15 protein-coding genes are annotated in these 15,476 nt (G+C 63.2%); 12 read left to right on the forward strand and 3 right to left on the reverse strand.

The genetic code is table 11. From position 1 onward, the window contains the following. The first annotated feature begins 74 nt into the window (after positions 1–74). Genes BV911_RS00585 through BV911_RS00595 form a run of 3 tightly spaced genes read left to right on the forward strand, consistent with a single transcriptional unit; the run spans position 75 to position 4,026 of the window. Positions 75–2,048, forward strand: a complete 1,974-nt coding sequence (locus tag BV911_RS00585) for a hypothetical protein (RefSeq protein ID WP_086051638.1) — start codon at positions 75–77, stop codon at positions 2,046–2,048. Then, complete coding sequence (locus BV911_RS00590; RefSeq protein WP_205963781.1) at positions 2,048–3,085, forward strand: hypothetical protein; 1,038 nt, start codon at positions 2,048–2,050, stop codon at positions 3,083–3,085. The genes BV911_RS00585 and BV911_RS00590 overlap by 1 nt, the downstream gene beginning before the upstream one ends. Beyond that, entirely contained in the window at positions 3,082–4,026 is a 945-nt protein-coding gene (locus tag BV911_RS00595; RefSeq protein WP_086051639.1) for a hypothetical protein, read from the forward strand. Before BV911_RS00590 ends, BV911_RS00595 begins: the two co-directional genes overlap by 4 nt. 41 nt (positions 4,027–4,067) lie before the next feature. Here BV911_RS00595 and BV911_RS00600 read toward each other — a convergent pair whose 3' ends face one another. After that, complete coding sequence (locus BV911_RS00600; protein WP_240512089.1) at positions 4,068–4,895, reverse strand: IclR family transcriptional regulator; 828 nt, start codon at positions 4,893–4,895, stop codon at positions 4,068–4,070. A gap of 92 nt (positions 4,896–4,987) precedes the next feature. Between BV911_RS00600 and BV911_RS00605 the strand changes: the two genes are divergently transcribed. Beyond that, the gene (locus BV911_RS00605) at positions 4,988–5,974 is read left to right on the forward strand and encodes a 2-dehydro-3-deoxygalactonokinase (RefSeq protein ID WP_168183945.1); all 987 of its coding nucleotides are present in this window, start codon (positions 4,988–4,990) and stop codon (positions 5,972–5,974) included. 92 nt (positions 5,975–6,066) lie between these two features. After that, on the forward strand, positions 6,067–7,080 hold the full coding sequence (locus BV911_RS00610) for an aldose epimerase family protein (RefSeq protein ID WP_086051641.1): 1,014 nt from the start codon (positions 6,067–6,069) through the stop codon (positions 7,078–7,080). Between the two features lie 18 nt (positions 7,081–7,098). Here BV911_RS00610 and BV911_RS00615 read toward each other — a convergent pair whose 3' ends face one another. Then, a complete protein-coding gene (locus tag BV911_RS00615) occupies positions 7,099–8,334 on the reverse strand; it encodes a urate hydroxylase PuuD (RefSeq protein WP_086051642.1) in 1,236 nt (411 codons plus the stop codon). Between the two features lie 186 nt (positions 8,335–8,520). Next, complete coding sequence (uraH, locus tag BV911_RS00620) at positions 8,521–8,871, reverse strand: hydroxyisourate hydrolase (protein WP_086051643.1); 351 nt, start codon at positions 8,869–8,871, stop codon at positions 8,521–8,523. A gap of 171 nt (positions 8,872–9,042) precedes the next feature. On the opposite strand from uraH, the gene puuE reads away from it, so the two are divergent. The 7 genes from puuE to BV911_RS00655 all read left to right on the forward strand — a co-directional run bounded on the left by puuE (position 9,043) and on the right by BV911_RS00655 (position 15,464). Further along, positions 9,043–10,461 (forward strand): allantoinase PuuE, encoded by a 1,419-nt coding sequence (puuE, locus tag BV911_RS00625; RefSeq protein ID WP_086052002.1) that lies wholly within the window; start codon positions 9,043–9,045, stop codon positions 10,459–10,461. Continuing rightward, positions 10,458–11,285, forward strand: a complete 828-nt coding sequence (locus BV911_RS00630) for a bifunctional allantoicase/(S)-ureidoglycine aminohydrolase (RefSeq protein ID WP_086051644.1) — start codon at positions 10,458–10,460, stop codon at positions 11,283–11,285. Before puuE ends, BV911_RS00630 begins: the two co-directional genes overlap by 4 nt. Then, positions 11,282–11,773, forward strand: a complete 492-nt coding sequence (locus BV911_RS00635) for an ureidoglycolate lyase (protein ID WP_086051645.1) — start codon at positions 11,282–11,284, stop codon at positions 11,771–11,773. The genes BV911_RS00630 and BV911_RS00635 overlap by 4 nt, the downstream gene beginning before the upstream one ends. A 59-nt stretch (positions 11,774–11,832) precedes the next feature. Beyond that, positions 11,833–13,248: a uracil-xanthine permease family protein gene (locus BV911_RS00640; RefSeq protein WP_086051646.1), complete on the forward strand. Its 1,416-nt coding sequence runs from the start codon at positions 11,833–11,835 to the stop codon at positions 13,246–13,248. Between the two features lie 161 nt (positions 13,249–13,409). After that, positions 13,410–14,015: a flavin reductase family protein gene (locus BV911_RS00645; protein ID WP_086051647.1), complete on the forward strand. Its 606-nt coding sequence runs from the start codon at positions 13,410–13,412 to the stop codon at positions 14,013–14,015. 34 nt (positions 14,016–14,049) lie between these two features. After that, positions 14,050–14,928, forward strand: coding sequence for an S-methyl-5'-thioadenosine phosphorylase (locus BV911_RS00650; RefSeq protein ID WP_086051648.1), 879 nt, complete (start codon positions 14,050–14,052; stop codon positions 14,926–14,928). Positions 14,929–14,933: 5 nt separating this feature from the next. After that, positions 14,934–15,464, forward strand: a complete 531-nt coding sequence (locus BV911_RS00655; protein ID WP_086051649.1) for an adenine phosphoribosyltransferase — start codon at positions 14,934–14,936, stop codon at positions 15,462–15,464. Positions 15,465–15,476: the final 12 nt, after the last annotated feature.

The following is a 15,476-nucleotide window of genomic DNA, read 5'->3' on the forward strand; positions in this document are numbered from 1 at the left end:
TTATGCGGTTCGCCCATCGTGTAACTGTCTGTGGTTAAAGCCCAAGGCATCCCTATCAGTGACGAGGCCCGTTTGTGATTCGACTTCGCTCAACCAAGACTGCTGCCGCCGAGCCCGCAAAGCCGCAAGCGCCGGGGCCGAGCCCCCTGCCCGACGACGCAGATCTGCGCCTGCTCAGCCACGCCTTCGACGCCGCATTCTACCGCGAACAGGCCGGCGACCTCGGCGATCTCGACCCGACCGCGCTGCTGAAGCATTACCTGACCGTGGGTTGGCAGCTTGACCATGACCCCAGCCCCCGGTTCTCCACTCGGTTTTATCTGGACACCAACGCAGACGTGGCCGGCAGCGGTATGAACCCGCTGTTGCACTTCGTGAAATATGGTCAGGCTGAATTTCGTCAGCCGCGCCCAAAAGCGCCGCAGTCCGGCCCCCCAGCCGTAGCGCAGCCAACCGAACGTGAGGTAATGGAACCGGCCTTTGACCCGGTTTACTACCTCGACCTCGACCCCGAACTGGCAAAGACCGGCGACGACCCGCTGACACATTTCATGACAACCGGCTGGCGTGAGGGGCGCGATCCCTCTGCCGACTTTTCTTGCGCCGATTACCTTGCTGCCAATCCCGATGTTGCCGCAGCCGGTTTGAACCCGTTCTGGCACTATCTGGCCATGGGCATCTCCGAAGGCCGGGATCTTGGTCGGCACCCCGGGGGCTACAAGGCCGAGATCTTGAAAACCCTCGAACCGCTAGAGCAACAGGTCGTCCAGTGGATCGCCAATGCGTCCCCGACCGGGGACATCCCGCAGATGACCGTCGATCAGGTGGTCTCGACCCTGACCTATCGCTGCGCGGCAGACACCACCGGGCTGGTCCTTAGCATTGGCCATGACGATTACCGCGCGGTGTCAGGCGGGGTGCAATTCTGCATCCAGCGCGAAGAGCAAGCGGTCAGCCGCGCCGGGCAAATCTACCTGAACCTGCGACCAGTTCAGCCGCTACCGCGCTTGGCCCATCCCGGCGACACCCCCGACGGCGACTCCGGGGTTATTCTGACCCTAGATGGCCAGACCATTGGCAAAGCGCCGATGTCCGCCCTGACCGCGGCCTTCACTAAGCTGAGCCAATCCACGCTGGGCGTTCAGATGGTGATCCATTCCCTGCTGGGTCACAACCCCGAGCAGATCGCCGATCTGGCCCAAGCGGCGGGCTGCCCTGACGCCACGTTCTGGCTGCATGATTTCTTTTCGCTCTGCCCTAGCTTCGCCCTTCAGCGCAATCGCGTCACGTTCTGCAACGCCCCTGCCCCGACATCCACCGCCTGCGGCATTTGTGTCTTTGGCACCGAACGCCCCGATCATCTGGCCCGGATCGCAGATTTATTCCAGCGCCTGCCCATGCGGGTGATTGCCCCCTCCGGTTCCACCCATGACCTGTGGTCGGCGCGGTCAGACCTGCCCCGCCAAGCCCTGATCACCCAACCCCATGCCAGCTTGAGCACCACCGATCGGCCCGACCCGCTGCCGCAGCGCACCGGCCCGGCCCGGATCGCCTATGTCGGCAGTCCGGTGCCGCACAAGGGTTGGCAACTGTTTTCGCGGTTGGCGCGCAAATTTGGCAATGCGGACCGGTTTCAGTTCTATTACTTCGGCACTGCGGAAATTTCCGATAGCCGGATCACAGCGGTTCCGGTCCATGTCACCGCCGAAACCCCCGACGCCATGATCGCCGCGTTGCGCGCTCAGGACATCGACATGGTCTTGCATTGGGCGTCTTGGCCCGAGACGTTCTCGTTCTCGACCTTCGAAGCCATCGCCGCCGGTGCCATGGTTCTGACCAACCCGATCTCAGGCAATGTCGCTAGTACGGTCGACGCCACGGGCCGCGGGGCGGTCCTGCCCGACACGGAAACCCTGATGCAGTACCTGACCTCAGAGCAGTTCACCTGCTTGCTGGAACAGGGCCGCGCCGGACACGCCGCCCAATCCCGCGATCTGGTGATGGCTGCCCCGAGCATCGTGTCGCCCATGCAGAAGGAAGCCCTCTGATGGCCGTCCACGCCTATACCAGCTTTTCACTCAGCTATTACAACCGCGCCCGGGTCTGGGCCGAGTCCACCCGCCGCGCCCATCCCGAATGGGTGCTGTGGGCGGTGCTGACCGATCGCGCCCCCGAAGGCTTCGACCCTGCCGCCTTGACCGATGTGTTCGACCGGGTGCTGATGTCGGATGACCTGCTGGGCGATACCGCCGAGGCATGGCTGTTTTGCCACGACGTGATCGAGGCCTGCACCGCCGTGAAGGGGGCGGCTCTGGAACATATTCTGGACCAGCCCGAGGTTGAAAAGGTGTTCTATTTCGACCCCGACACCGCCATCTTCAACCGGCACGATCCAATGGTGGACGCGCTGGATCACGCCTCGATTCTGCTCACGCCGCATCAGGTCACCCCCGATACCAACCGCATTGCCATCATCGACAACGAAATCACCTCGCTCCATTATGGCACGTTCAATCTGGGCTTTCTGGCCGTGCGCAACGATGCCGAAACCCGGCGCTTTGCCCGCTGGTGGACCGAGCGATTAACCGACTGGTGCCACGACCGGCTGGATATCGGCGTCTTCGTCGATCAGAAATGGTGCAATCTGGTCCCCTGCTTTTTCGACGATGTGAAAATCTGGCGCGATCCCGGCTATAACGTGGCCAGTTGGAACCTCAGTCAGCGCACCCTCGCCTTCGACGACACCGGGGAATTGACCGTCAATGGCCAGCCCTTGCGCTTTTTCCACTTCACCAAGCTGGGACCGATCGGCGATGTCATGACCCAGCGCTATGCCGCCGGCAACACCGAAGTCTATGAGATATGGAGCTGGTACAGGATGCAGGTCGAAGCCGCGACCCGCACGGATATTCCGCCCGGCTGGTGGTATTATGGCGTCTTTGAAAACGGCACCCGCATCCCCAAGGCCGCCCGCGAATTGTACCGGAACCGCGCTGATCTGCGCACCGCCTTCCCGAATCCGCGCAATTGCGATGGGAAGAACTACTGCGCGTGGCTGCTAGAAAACACGGAGTTGCTGGCATGACCGACGCCGCGCCACAAGACCCGGCCCAGCCTCAGGTCTATGCCGTGGTCTACCAATACGGCAAGGTGGCCAGCACCTCGACCGTGGCGCTGTTGAACCAACTTGACGGGGTCGAGGCAGTGCAGTGCCATTTTCTTGGCCGGGTCGCGCTGGAAAAGATCCTGCAACAGGTGCTCAGTCCCGATCTCAGTGATTACTTTCATTTCCACCAACGCGGTCAGTTCGTGCAAAACATGGACATCACCCACCGGGTCAACCGCATTCGGGCTGGCAAGATCCCCGGCGAACGCCTGTTGGTGATCAGCTGTGCCCGGGACCCGATGACATGGTTCCAATCCGCCGTGACCCAAGACATCACAGGCTATCTGCCCAGCTTTCGGGACATCGCCCCCGACGCGCCCGATGATGACGCCCTGTTGCGCGCCACGGGTCCAGGCATGCTTGGGGCCTTTGCGGATGTGCTGACCACGCTCGGGGGGGTCGATCGGGCCGTCGCAGCGCTGGCGCTGCCGGGGTTTCACACCGATCTGGCCAAAGGCGTCTGGTTTCATCCGGCCTTACGCGACCTTTTCCTTCTGCTGACCCGCCCGTTCAACTGGTTTGAACTGCATTACGAAAAGGCGCTGGATCATACGCTGGCGGCCTACACCGAGACGGACGGATTTTTGCGTCGGGACGACGGCGAGGCCACCTTTGCCATCCTGAAATACGAGGATCTGGAACCGCAATTGGGCCGCTTGATCGACAGTTTGGGTCTGGGGCCACTGCCGCCCCTGCCGCGCGAGAATACCAGCGGCGCAAAGCCCCATGCCGCCACCCTGTCCGAGATCTTTCAAGGCCCCGAAGCCGATCGCCTGCGCACGCTCTTTGCCGGGTCGCGCTACAGCCAATCCTTCGGCTATGGGCCTCGGACCGCAGCGGCGACACCGCCCGGCCACTAACCGCACGGCGGGGACGGGCCACGCGGCCCGGCCCGGCCCACTCAGCGCTGCGCCGAATCCGGGAACCGCCACGCCTGAGCGTCATCGGCAATCCGCTGCGCCGCAGCCCGCATCAGCGGCACATGCTCTTCCAGTGCCGCCAACGACACACGGGCGGTCAATCCGGTGACCGACAGCGCCGCCAGACACCGCCCCGAGGCCGTCAGCACCGGCATCGCCACGCAGATGATGCCCGGCTCATGCTCTTCGCGGTCAAACCCATAACCCCGCGCCCGGATGGCGGCCAATTCGGCGCTCAGGCTGTTTCGGTCCGTCAGTGTGTGGCTGGTAAAGCGGTGAAACGATTGTTGCGGCAGCATTTGCTCAAGGGCATCGGGCTCCAGATAGGCCAACAACACCTTGCCCACCCCGGTACAATAGGCCGGGCCCACCTTCCCGGCTTGGGAATACATTTCCACCGTCTCGGCGGCGTTGCGTTTGTCGACATACAGGACCTGACCATGATCCAGTTGCGCCAAATGAACCGTTTCCGACAGGGCGGCGCTTAACCGGTCCAGATGTGGTCGCGCGATGGGCGCCAGCGAACTTTGCCCCCATGCCGCATGGGCCAGACGCACCAGACGCACGCCCAGCGTATAAATATTGGTCTCTGGGTTGAGGACCAGCATCCCTTCCTTCACCAGCGTCTGCACCAAGCGGTACAGCGTCGCCTTGGGATAGCGACTTGTGATCTGAAGCTCGGAAAACCGAACCCCCTTGGGATGCGCGGCCACGGCATCCAACACCTCAAGCGCCTTGGCCACAGTGCCGGGTCCGCCGGTGCGGTCATTGCCCAGCGCGTCCTGCGCCTTGCCATCAGCCATCTGCATTCCACGCCCTTTCCATGGACATCCCCGCCCGTCCGGGTCAAATTGGCCGTCATTCCGGCCACTGGTCACAGTCTGAAACTAGGTTTCAAATAATGGAACATCAAGAGCCAAGTGGGTCCGACTGGATCGCGGCGATCTTAGACGGCCCCGTTCTGCGGGTCTGGCGGATGTCCGGTCGCACCGCGCAGGACAGTGCCGAGATGTCTCTGTCCGAGGACACCCCCAACCGCGCCCAATTGACCGACGCGCTTACGGCGCTGGTCCAGCCATGGCGCGACGCGCCCCCCGGCGACGCCCCCATCCCGGTCCTGCTGTCCGGGTATCTTGCCGCCCAGCCCGCCACGGACTGGCCCACGGTGCCCAGCCTGCCCTTACCGGCAGAGCCGATCACGATCCCCTGCGCCGACCCCCGGCTTCATATTCGCGCCGTGCCCGGTCTGCGCCAAACCACACCGACGCCCGACCTTCTTTGTGGCGCAGAAACCTGCCTTGCCGGATTTCTGGCCTACACCCCCGACTTCGACGGCGTCGCCTGCCTGCCCGGCAACGTCAGCCGCTGGGTCCGGGTCTCGGCCGGGGAAATCGTCAGCTTCCGCTCGTTTCTGACCGGCGGGCTGCATCAGGCGCTGGCAGACCATAGCGTCTTGCGCCACAGCCTGACCGCTGCGCCATCGGCGCAAGATTGGGATGAGACGGCCTTTCTGGCCACCCTTGACGATGCGATGGCCCACCCGGCGCGACTGACCGCGGCCCTGTTTGGCATTCGTGCCGACGGGCTGCAATCCGACCTGTCCCCGGTGACCGCGCAGGCCCGCCTCGCCGGACGACTGCTGGGGGCTGAATTGCTGGCCGCGCGCCCCTATTGGCGCGATCACCCCGTCGCCGTGCTGGCTCCAACCGCCACCGCACGCCCCTACGTGGCCGCGCTGACCCACCTTGGCCCAGCGCCGCTTCTGGCCGATGCCGCGGCGATGACCCGGGCAGGTCTCGATCTGGCCCGCACCGGACGCAGCGCGCCTCCGCGCCCCACCGCCACCGGCAGCCCCTCGGCCCGCCCCGGGACCAATCGCCGCAACTGACGGTTCTGCGGCGTCTTTGTCGGGTTTGTGTTGATCTTTAGCCCAGTTCGCGCTGTATACCCCTGCAACGCGCGCGAGGTCTGTGGCATCTGATGAGTATTCCAACCCAACAGGGCATTGATGCCCTCGATCTGAACATTGACGGGCAACCGGTTCAAAAGGTGACGCTGCATAACGGCAATATGACCGTGGCGCTGCTGTCCCTCGGGGCCATCGTTCAAGATGTGCGCTTGGCCGGCGTGCCCTATTCGGTGACCCTTGGCACCGATCAGGTCGCGGCCTATGCGGCGCATCTGTCGGCGTGCGGCTCGTTGATCGGGCCGGTGGTCAACCGGATCTCCAATGCCAAGGCCAGTTTGGACGGACAGGTCTACCAGTTCGAAGCGAACGGCCCAAACGCGACCCTGCATAGCGGCAGCACCGGCGCCCATCATCGCAACTGGTTCCTGACCGAATGCAATGCCGCCAGCGCCGTGTTTGAACTCAGCCTTGCGGACGGCGACGGTGGGTTTCCCGGCAACCGGGTGATCGCCGCGCGGTTTGCACTGATCGGCCCGCGCACCCTGGAACTGCGCGTCGCCGCGACCACAGATGCTGACACGTGGATCAATTTCGCCAATCACAGCTTCTGGAATCTGGACGGCACCGACACCTTTGCCGGGCACACCCTTCAAGTGGACGCCGACCGCTATTGTGTGGCCGATGAAAACGCCCTCGTCACCGGCGAGGTCCTTCCGGTTGCAGGCACACCGATGGATTTCCGCGAACCCAAGGTGCTGTCCCCCGGCACCGATCCCCGGATCGACACCAATTTCTGCCTGTCCGAGACGCGCCAACCGATCCGGCCCGTGCTGACCCTGACCGGCACATCCGGCATCTCCATGACCGTCCACACCACCGAACCCGGCATTCAGGTCTACGATGCTGGCACCTACAGTTCCGGCGACGCACCGGGCCATGACGGCAAGCCGTTTGGCAAATATTCCGGCGTCGCCATTGAGGCCCAAGGTTGGCCCGACGCGCCGAACCAGCCCAGCTTTCCGTCGGTCGTGCTGCGGGCAGGCCACAGCTATGAGCAGATCACCCGGTGGAGCTTTCAGCTTTAACCAAGCAGCACCGCCAGATTACTTCAGGGCGGTGCGATACCACGCGGCAATCTTGTCGCGCTCATCCTGTTCGATGAACGACAAGTTGCCCGGCGGCATGGCATGGGTGATCCCGGCCTGCACATAGATCGCTTGGGCATGCTTGGCCACGGCGGCGGGGCTGTCCAAAATCACGCCCTTCGGCGCCCAGAGCATCCCTTCCCAGCCCGGCTCGGACGCGTGGCACATGGAACAGCGCCCCATCACGATATCGGTGACCTCATCAAAGCCGTCGGCGGCGGCAAAGGTCGCCGCCGTGCCGGACAGGTCCGCCACCTCGCCATCCTCGCCCGCGGCACTGCCATAGGGAAACGCCGTCGACAGCCACATGATCAGGATGAACAGGATCGCGGTCGCCGCCCATGTCCACCACAGCGTCACCTTCTTGGCATGCATGGTGTTGAAAAAGTGCCGGATCGTCACCCCCATCAGGAACACCAGCGACGCAATCGCCCAATTATACTGGCTGGCAAAGGCCAGCGGGTAATGGTTCGACAGCATCAGGAAAATAACCGGCAGCGTCAGATAGTTGTTATGGGTCGAACGCTGCTTGGCGATCTTGCCGTATTTCGCATCCGGCGTGCGCCCGGCCTTCAGATCCGCGACCACGATGCGCTGATTTGGCATGATGATGAAGAACACGTTGGCCGACATGATCGTGGCGGTAAACGCCCCCAGATGCAGCAGGGCAGCGCGGCCTGAAAAGACTTGGGCATATCCCCACGCCACCACCACCAAAATTGCATACAGCGCGACCATCAGCCGGGTATTGTCATCGCCGAACTTGGTCTTGCAGATGCTGTCATAGGCGACCCAGCCAAAGGCCAGCGACCCGATGCTGATCGCCACCGCCTGCCAGACGGCCAGATCCATCACCGTAGGATCAATCAAAAACAGCTCAGCGCCGAAATAATACACCAGCACCATCAGGGCAAACCCCGACAGCCATGTGCTGTAGGCCTCCCATTTGTACCAGATCAGGTCCTCGGGCATGGCCGCCGGGGCCACCACGTATTTCTGCACATGATAAAACCCGCCGCCATGAACCTGCCATTCTTCGCCGCTGACCCCCACCGGACCATTCACGACCTTGCGCAGACCCAGATCCAGCGCGATGAAATAGAAGGACGCGCCAATCCAGGCGATACCGGTGATTACATGCAGCCAACGCACGGCAAATTCCAGCCAGGCGCCCATGACAGCCAGTTCAAACATCGCAATCCCTCATTCACGCATTTGTCTCAGACCTGACCACGGCGACACGCCGCAAGCAAGCCCCGGCGCACCGCCGCGCGGTTCTGTTGCCGCGAAACGCAGGCCGGGGCTTGCTTGCGCGTTTGGTGCGCGCGGTGATGAAAAACCATTCAGAATGCGGACGCCCGGGTCCAGCGCCGCCGTGTATCAACTGCCGCGATAGGTCGAATAGGCAAACGGCGACAGCAAGAGCGGCACGTGATAATGCGCCTCGGGGTCGGCAATGCCAAAGCGCAGCGGCACCCGGTCCAGAAACAGCGGCTCGCCCCCGGCCTGCCCGGTCGCCCGCAGATAATCCCCGGCATGAAACACCAACTCATAGGTCCCGGTCGCGAAGTCCTTGCTGGGCAAAATCGGCGTGTCGGTCCGGCCATCGGCATTGGTCACCGCTTCGGCCAGCTTCTGCCCTGCCCCATCGAACAGCTCGATGCGCAATCCGGGGGCCGGAACCCCTCGGGCGGTATCCAGTACATGGGTCGTCAAAAATCCTGTTGGCATCGCGCCCTCCTGTTGCGTCGGTCCTGCCCTCTGCTTTGCCCGAAATCAGGCGCTGATGCAAAACCCACGATGCAGCCCATCGCGGCGCCGTCGCGCGCCTTGCATCCAGAGGCCGCAATGATCTAGGACTTAGGCATATTTCCAAGCGAGTGTCCCGAAATGACAGCAGATGTGTCCCGCTATCCGCGCGACTTGGCCGGCTACGGCCCGACCCCCCCCGACCCGCAATGGCCCAATGGGGCCAAAATCGCGGTGCAATTCGTGATCAATTACGAAGAGGGCGGCGAAAACAATCTGCTGCATGGCGACGCCGCCTCAGAAGCCTTCCTGTCCGAGATCGTCGGTGCCGCCGCGTGGCCCGGTCAGCGCCATTGGAACATGGAAAGTATCTATGAATACGGCGCTCGGGCCGGGTTCTGGCGTCTGCACCGCCTGTTCACCGAGATGAACATGCCGGTCACAGTCTATGGCGTGGCCACCGCACTGGCGCGCGGACCGGAGCAGGTCGAGGCGATGAAAGACGCGGGCTGGGAAATCGCCAGCCACCATTACAAATGGATCGAATACAAAGACTACACCGCCGCGCAGGAACGTGACGAACTGGACCGCGCCGTCGCCTTGCACACCGAAGTCACCGGCAGCCGGCCTTTGGGCTTTTATGCCGGGCGCACCTCGATGCATTCGATGACCGTCGCCGCCGAAGAAGGCGGGTTCGCCTATCTTGCCGACAGTTACGCCGATGATCTGCCCTATTGGATGCGGGTTGGCGACCGCGATCAGTTGGTGGTGCCCTATACGCTGGACGCCAATGACATGCGCTTTGCCACGCCGCAGGGCTTTAACGCGGGCGAGCAGTTCTTCACCTATCTGAAGGACAGCTTCGATGCGCTGTATCTCGAAGGCCAAGCCGGGGCCGCCAAGATGATGTCCGTCGGGCTGCATTGCCGCCTGATCGGACGTCCAGGCCGGGTCATGGCGCTGCGCCGTTTCCTTGAATATATCGCCAGCTTTGATGACGTCTGGGTCGCCCGGCGCATCGACATCGCTCGGCACTGGGCCGACACCCACCCGCCGGTCGCGTTCGAACGCCCGTCGGAAATGGACCGCGCCCGCTTTGTCGCAGCCTATGGCAGCATTTACGAGCATTCCGCTTGGGTGGCCGAACAGGCCTTCGATCTGGAATTGGGCCCGGCCCATGACAGCGCAGCAGGCCTGTCCAATGCCCTCGCCCGCGCCTTCCGCCGCGCCAGCCCCGAGGCCCGCCTTGGCGTTCTAAAAGCCCATCCCGATCTGGCCGGAAAATTGGCCGAGGCCAAAAGCCTGACCGCAGAATCCACCGCAGAACAAGCCAGCGCCGGATTGGACCTGCTCACCGACGCCGAGCGCAGCCAGTTTCAGGCATTGAACCGCGCCTATGTCGACCGGTTCGGCTTTCCCTTCATCGTCGCCGTGCGCGATTATGACAAACCCGGCATTCTGGCCGCGTTCGAACAGCGTCTAAGCAACTCTCGCGACGCCGAGTTTGTCGAAGCCTGCTCTCAGGTTGAACGCATTGCCCGCCACAGATTGAACGAGATCCTGCCCCGATGACCCCAACCTATTACGCCCCCAAAGGCGGCCTGCCCGACCAAGACCGCCGAGTCCGTGACCGCGCCGTCTTTACCGACGCCTATATGGTGATGCCACGCGACGTCATGAGCGATATCGTGACCTCGTTTCTACCCGGCTGGCACGACGCCCGCGCGTGGATTCTGGCCCGGCCCCTGTCCGGCTTTGCCGAAACCTTCGCGCAATACATCGTAGAACTGAAACCGGGCGGTGGCTCCAACAGCCCCGAACCCGACGCCGGGGCGCAAGCGGTTCTGTTCGTGCTGGAAGGCGCGCTGACCGTGACGCTGGATGGCACTGCCCATGATCTGGCCCCCGGCGGCTATGCCTACCTGCCCCCCGGTGCCAATTGGCAGGTCACCAATCCCGGCGATGACCGCGCCGTCTTTCACTGGTTCCGCAAGATCTGGGAACCGGCGCCCGGCCTGACCGCGCCCGACCCGATCTTCTCTTGCGATGCCGATTGCGCCCCGCTGTCGATGCCCGGCACGAACGGCGTCTGGCAAACCTCGCGCTTCGTGGATCCCACCGATCTGCGTCACGACATGCACATCACCATCGTCACGATTGCACCGGGCGGCGAGATTCCCTTTGCCGAAACCCATGTCATGGAACACGGGCTTTATGTGTTGCAAGGGCGCGGCAATTACCTGCTCAATCAAGACTGGGTCGAGGTCGAGGCCGGCGATTACATGTGGCTGCGCGCCTTCTGCCCGCAAGGCTGCTATGCTGCGGGACGCGAGCCGTTCCGCTATCTGCTCTACAAAGACGTGAACCGGCACCCCAAGCTGCGGCTGGGCGCATGACCGCCGCGCCCGTGATCCACACCGAACCGCTGACCGCAGCCGCCTTCGCCCCGTTCGGCGACGTGCTTGAGGCCACGGGCGCCCCGGACAAGATCATCAACCAAGGCCTGTGCAGCCGCTTCCACGACCGCGCCCGCATGGATTTCGGCGCCGGCGGACGCGCCGGGATTAGCCTGTTTCAGGCCCAGCCGCGCAGCCTGCCCTATAAGTTGGATCTGGTCGAACGCCATCCCGAGGGCAGTCAGGCCTTTCTCTGCCTCAGCCAAGACCCGTTTTTGGTCATTGTCGCCGAAGATGGCCCCCAAGGCCCGCACCGCTTTCGGGCGTTCCTGACCGCCCCCGGCCAAGGCATCAACTTTCACCGCAATGTCTGGCACGGCGTCTTGACCCCGCTCAGCGCGCCGGGCCTGTTCGCAGTGGTCGACCGGATCGGCGACACCGCCAATTTGGAAGAGTGCTTGCTCCCCACTTCGATCTGGATAGAGTGACGGGAACCCATCGCTCGAATGGGAATGGAAGGGCCACTTTTTTAAAGGAGACATGTTGAATGTCAGACCTTTCTATCGGCACGCCTGAACAATTGCGCGATCCAAATTTTACCCCGGCGCTGCATAAGGCGATCCCTCTCGGCATTCAGCACGTGCTTGCGATGTTTGTGTCCAACGTCACCCCCGCCATTATCGTGGCCGGTGCGGCGGGCTTTGGCTTCGGGTCCAATTCGCCCGATTTCCCCGAATTGCTGTACCTGATCCAGATGTCGATGCTGTTTGCCGGCATCGCCACGCTGATCCAGACCATTGGCATGGGCCCGGTTGGCGCCCGCCTGCCCATCGTCCAAGGCACCAGCTTTGCCTTCTTGCCGATCATGATCCCGCTGGTTGCCGGAAAAGGCATCGACGGGCTGTCGGCGCTGTTTACCGGCGTCATCATCGGCGGCCTGTTTCACGTGTTTATCGGCACGTTCATCGGCAAAATCCGCTTTGCCCTGCCGCCGCTGGTCACCGGCCTTGTGGTCACCATGATCGGCCTCGCGCTGGTGCAGGTCGGCATTCAATACGCGGCAGGCGGCGTTCCCAAGATCGGCACCGAGGCCTATGGCAGCTTGCAAAGCTGGTCGGCGGCCCTTGTCGTGGTCTTCGTCACTTTGGGGGTCAAGTTCTTCGCCAAAGGCATGTGGTCCATCTCGGCGGTGCTGATCGGTCTCGTCGCAGGCTATGTCTTTGCCCTGTTCACCGGCATGCTCAGCGTCGCCACCATCTCAGGCAGCTTCAACAACGCCGCCGTCTTCGCCTTGCCGGTGCCGTTCAAATACGGGTTCGAACTCAGCGCGGCGGCCATTATCGGCTTTTGCCTGATGGCCTTTGTCTCGGCCATTGAAACCGTCGGCGACGTGTCGGGGATCACCAAAGGCGGGGCGGGCCGCGAAGCCACCACCGAAGAAATCACCGGTGCCACCTATGCCGACGGGTTCGGTACGGCGGTTGCGGGCCTGTTCGGCGCCTTTCCCAATACCTCGTTCAGCCAGAATGTCGGCTTGATCGCCATGACCGGCGTCATGAGCCGCCATGTGGTCACCTGCGGCGCCATCTTCCTGATCATCTGCGGCCTGATACCCAAGGTCGGTTCGGTCATCCGCACCGTCCCGATTGAGGTTCTGGGTGGCGGCGTCATCGTGATGTTCGGCATGGTGGTGTCGTCTGGGATTTCGATGCTGTCCGACGTGAACTGGGACAAGCGCAACATGGTGATCTTCGCTGTTTCCCTGTCCATCGGCCTTGGGCTGCAACTGGAACCCGGCGCGTTGCAGCACCTGCCCCAGACCCTGAAGATCCTGCTGACCAGCGGCATTCTGCCCGCCGCTGCCATTGCGATCATCCTCAACCTGATCCTGCCGACGCCCTTGTCGGACGAATCGACCGATGAAATCTCGGGCGGTCTGGCCGGGCATAACCGCGACCGCTGATCGCCCCGGCGATCATTCCGGGCGATCACATCCGGCGCACGATCCCGCGAAGGGCCGCCTTGGGCGGCCCTTCCGTCACTTTCCGGGCTTGATCCCCCGCGCCCCTGCCGTTTAGGTCAGTCTGACCGGCTTTTTCTTTCCTGCTCAAGGTGCGCGCCCCCGTGTTCTACAAACCGCAAGACGGCCACGGATTGCCGCACAACCCGTTCAACGCCATCGTGACCCCCCGACCCATCGGATGGATTTCCACGCGCGGGGCGACGGGTCAGGACAATCTTGCCCCCTATTCCTTCTTCAACGCCGTCGCCTATGTGCCGCCGCAGGTCATGTTCGCCTCGACCAGTGACAAGCCCGACCGCGACGGCACCAAAGACAGCGTCGCCAATATCCGTGAGACCGGGGTGTTCTGCGTCAACATCGTCGCCCACGCCATGCGCGATGCGATGAACGCCACCTCCGGCACCTATCCGCGCGACATCGATGAATTCAGCCATGCCGGGATCGACCGCAGCCCCTGCACCACCATCGCGTGTGCCCGGGTCACCCATGCCCCCGCCAATCTGGAATGCAAACTGACCCAGATTGTGCAACTGCCCGGCGCGGCCAATTTCGTCGTCTTCGGCGAAGTGACCGGCATTCATATGCGCGACGATTGCGTGGTCGATGGCCACTTCGACGTCACCCGCTTTCAACCGCTGGCCCGATTGGGCTATCGCGATTATGCCGCCGTGACCGAGGTGTTCAGCCTCACCCGTCCCGGCGAATGACCCTTCCGAGCCACGATAAAGGATCCCCCCTCGCATGACTGAAACCGTGATCGGCGTAATTGGCGGCTCTGGCGTCTATGAAATCGACGGGCTGCAAGACGCCCAGTGGCAAACGGTCGAGACGCCGTGGGGCGCCCCCTCGGACCAGATCCTGACCGGCGTGCTGGGCGATATCCGGATGGCGTTTCTGCCGCGTCATGGCCGCGGCCATGTTCACAGCCCCTCGACCGTGCCCTACCGCGCCAATATCGACGCCCTGAAACGGCTGGGCGTCACCGATGTGATCTCGGTCTCGGCCTGCGGATCGTTCCGCAAACGCATGGCCCCGGGCGATTTCGTGATCGTCGATCAGTTCATCGACCGCACCGTGGCGCGGGACAGCTCGTTCTTCGGCACCGGCTGCGTCGCCCATGTCTCGGTCGCGCACCCAACCTGCCCGCATCTGGGCCATGCCTGCGCCGAAGCCGCCACCGCTGCCGGGGTCACCGTGCATCAGGGCGGCACCTATCTGGCTATGGAAGGCCCGCAGTTTTCGACCCTCGCCGAAAGCCGCCTCTACCGCGAGGTCTGGAACTGCGATGTGATCGGCATGACCAACATGCCCGAGGCCAAACTCGCCCGCGAGGCCGAGCTATGCTATGCCTCGGTCGCCATGATCACCGATTACGACAGCTGGCACCCCGATCATGGCGAGGTCGACGTGACCCAGATCATCAAGACCCTGCTGGGCAATGCAGGCAAGGCCAAGACCCTTGTGGCCAGCCTGCCGCATCTGCTGGGCCGCGATCACGCCCCCTGCCCACATGGCTGCGACCGCGCCCTTGAATATGCCATCCTCACCGCCCCCGACAAACGCGATCCGGCCCTTTTGGCCAAGCTCGACGCGGTGGCTGGCCGCGTGCTGAAAGGCTGACCCCGATGACCACCGTCAAAGATTACATCCGCACCATTCCCGACTTTCCCCATGCCGGCATCCTGTTCCGCGATGTCACCACCCTGTTCGCCGATCCGCGCGGCTTTCGCATGGCAGTGGATCAGCTTCTGGCGCCCTATGCCGGTCGCCGCATCGATCAGGTGGTGGGGCTTGAGGCGCGCGGCTTCATCCTTGGCGGGGCGGTGGCGCATCAGCTGTCGGCGGGCTTCACCCCGATCCGCAAAAAGGGCAAACTGCCCGCTGCCACCCTATCGCAGGATTACACCCTCGAATATGGCACCGCCACGGTCGAGATCCATGATGACGCCATCAAACCCGGCCAGACGGTGCTGGTCGTCGATGACCTTCTGGCCACCGGCGGCACCGCCGAGGCCGGGATCAAGCTGATCCAACAGCTCGGCGGCGATATCCTCGGCTGTGCCTTCGTGGTCGACCTGCCCGACTTGGGTGGCCGCGCCCGGCTTGAGGCGATGGGCATGAATGTCCACGCCCTTTGCGCCTATTCGGGGGCGTAACGCCGCCCCCCT

It is taken from the genome of Pseudoruegeria sp. SK021 (assembly GCF_002119405.1).
Taxonomy (GTDB): domain Bacteria; phylum Pseudomonadota; class Alphaproteobacteria; order Rhodobacterales; family Rhodobacteraceae; genus Meridianimarinicoccus.

Excerpts from the sequence above, each read along its gene's own strand:
- BV911_RS00590 (WP_205963781.1), top strand. The coding sequence starts at position 2,048 with ATGGCCGTCCACGCCTATACCAGCTTTTCACTCAGCTATTACAACCGC.
- BV911_RS00595 (WP_086051639.1), top strand. The coding sequence starts at position 3,082 with ATGACCGACGCCGCGCCACAAGACCCGGCCCAGCCTCAGGTCTATGCC.
- BV911_RS00600 (WP_240512089.1), bottom strand. The coding sequence starts at position 4,895 with ATGCAGATGGCTGATGGCAAGGCGCAGGACGCGCTGGGCAATGACCGC.
- BV911_RS00605 (WP_168183945.1), top strand. The coding sequence starts at position 4,988 with ATGGAACATCAAGAGCCAAGTGGGTCCGACTGGATCGCGGCGATCTTA.
- BV911_RS00610 (WP_086051641.1), top strand. The coding sequence starts at position 6,067 with ATGAGTATTCCAACCCAACAGGGCATTGATGCCCTCGATCTGAACATT.
- BV911_RS00615 (WP_086051642.1), bottom strand. The coding sequence starts at position 8,334 with ATGTTTGAACTGGCTGTCATGGGCGCCTGGCTGGAATTTGCCGTGCGT.
- uraH (WP_086051643.1), bottom strand. The coding sequence starts at position 8,871 with ATGCCAACAGGATTTTTGACGACCCATGTACTGGATACCGCCCGAGGG.
- BV911_RS00630 (WP_086051644.1), top strand. The coding sequence starts at position 10,458 with ATGACCCCAACCTATTACGCCCCCAAAGGCGGCCTGCCCGACCAAGAC.
- BV911_RS00635 (WP_086051645.1), top strand. The coding sequence starts at position 11,282 with ATGACCGCCGCGCCCGTGATCCACACCGAACCGCTGACCGCAGCCGCC.
- BV911_RS00640 (WP_086051646.1), top strand. The coding sequence starts at position 11,833 with ATGTCAGACCTTTCTATCGGCACGCCTGAACAATTGCGCGATCCAAAT.
- BV911_RS00650 (WP_086051648.1), top strand. The coding sequence starts at position 14,050 with ATGACTGAAACCGTGATCGGCGTAATTGGCGGCTCTGGCGTCTATGAA.
- BV911_RS00655 (WP_086051649.1), top strand. The coding sequence starts at position 14,934 with ATGACCACCGTCAAAGATTACATCCGCACCATTCCCGACTTTCCCCAT.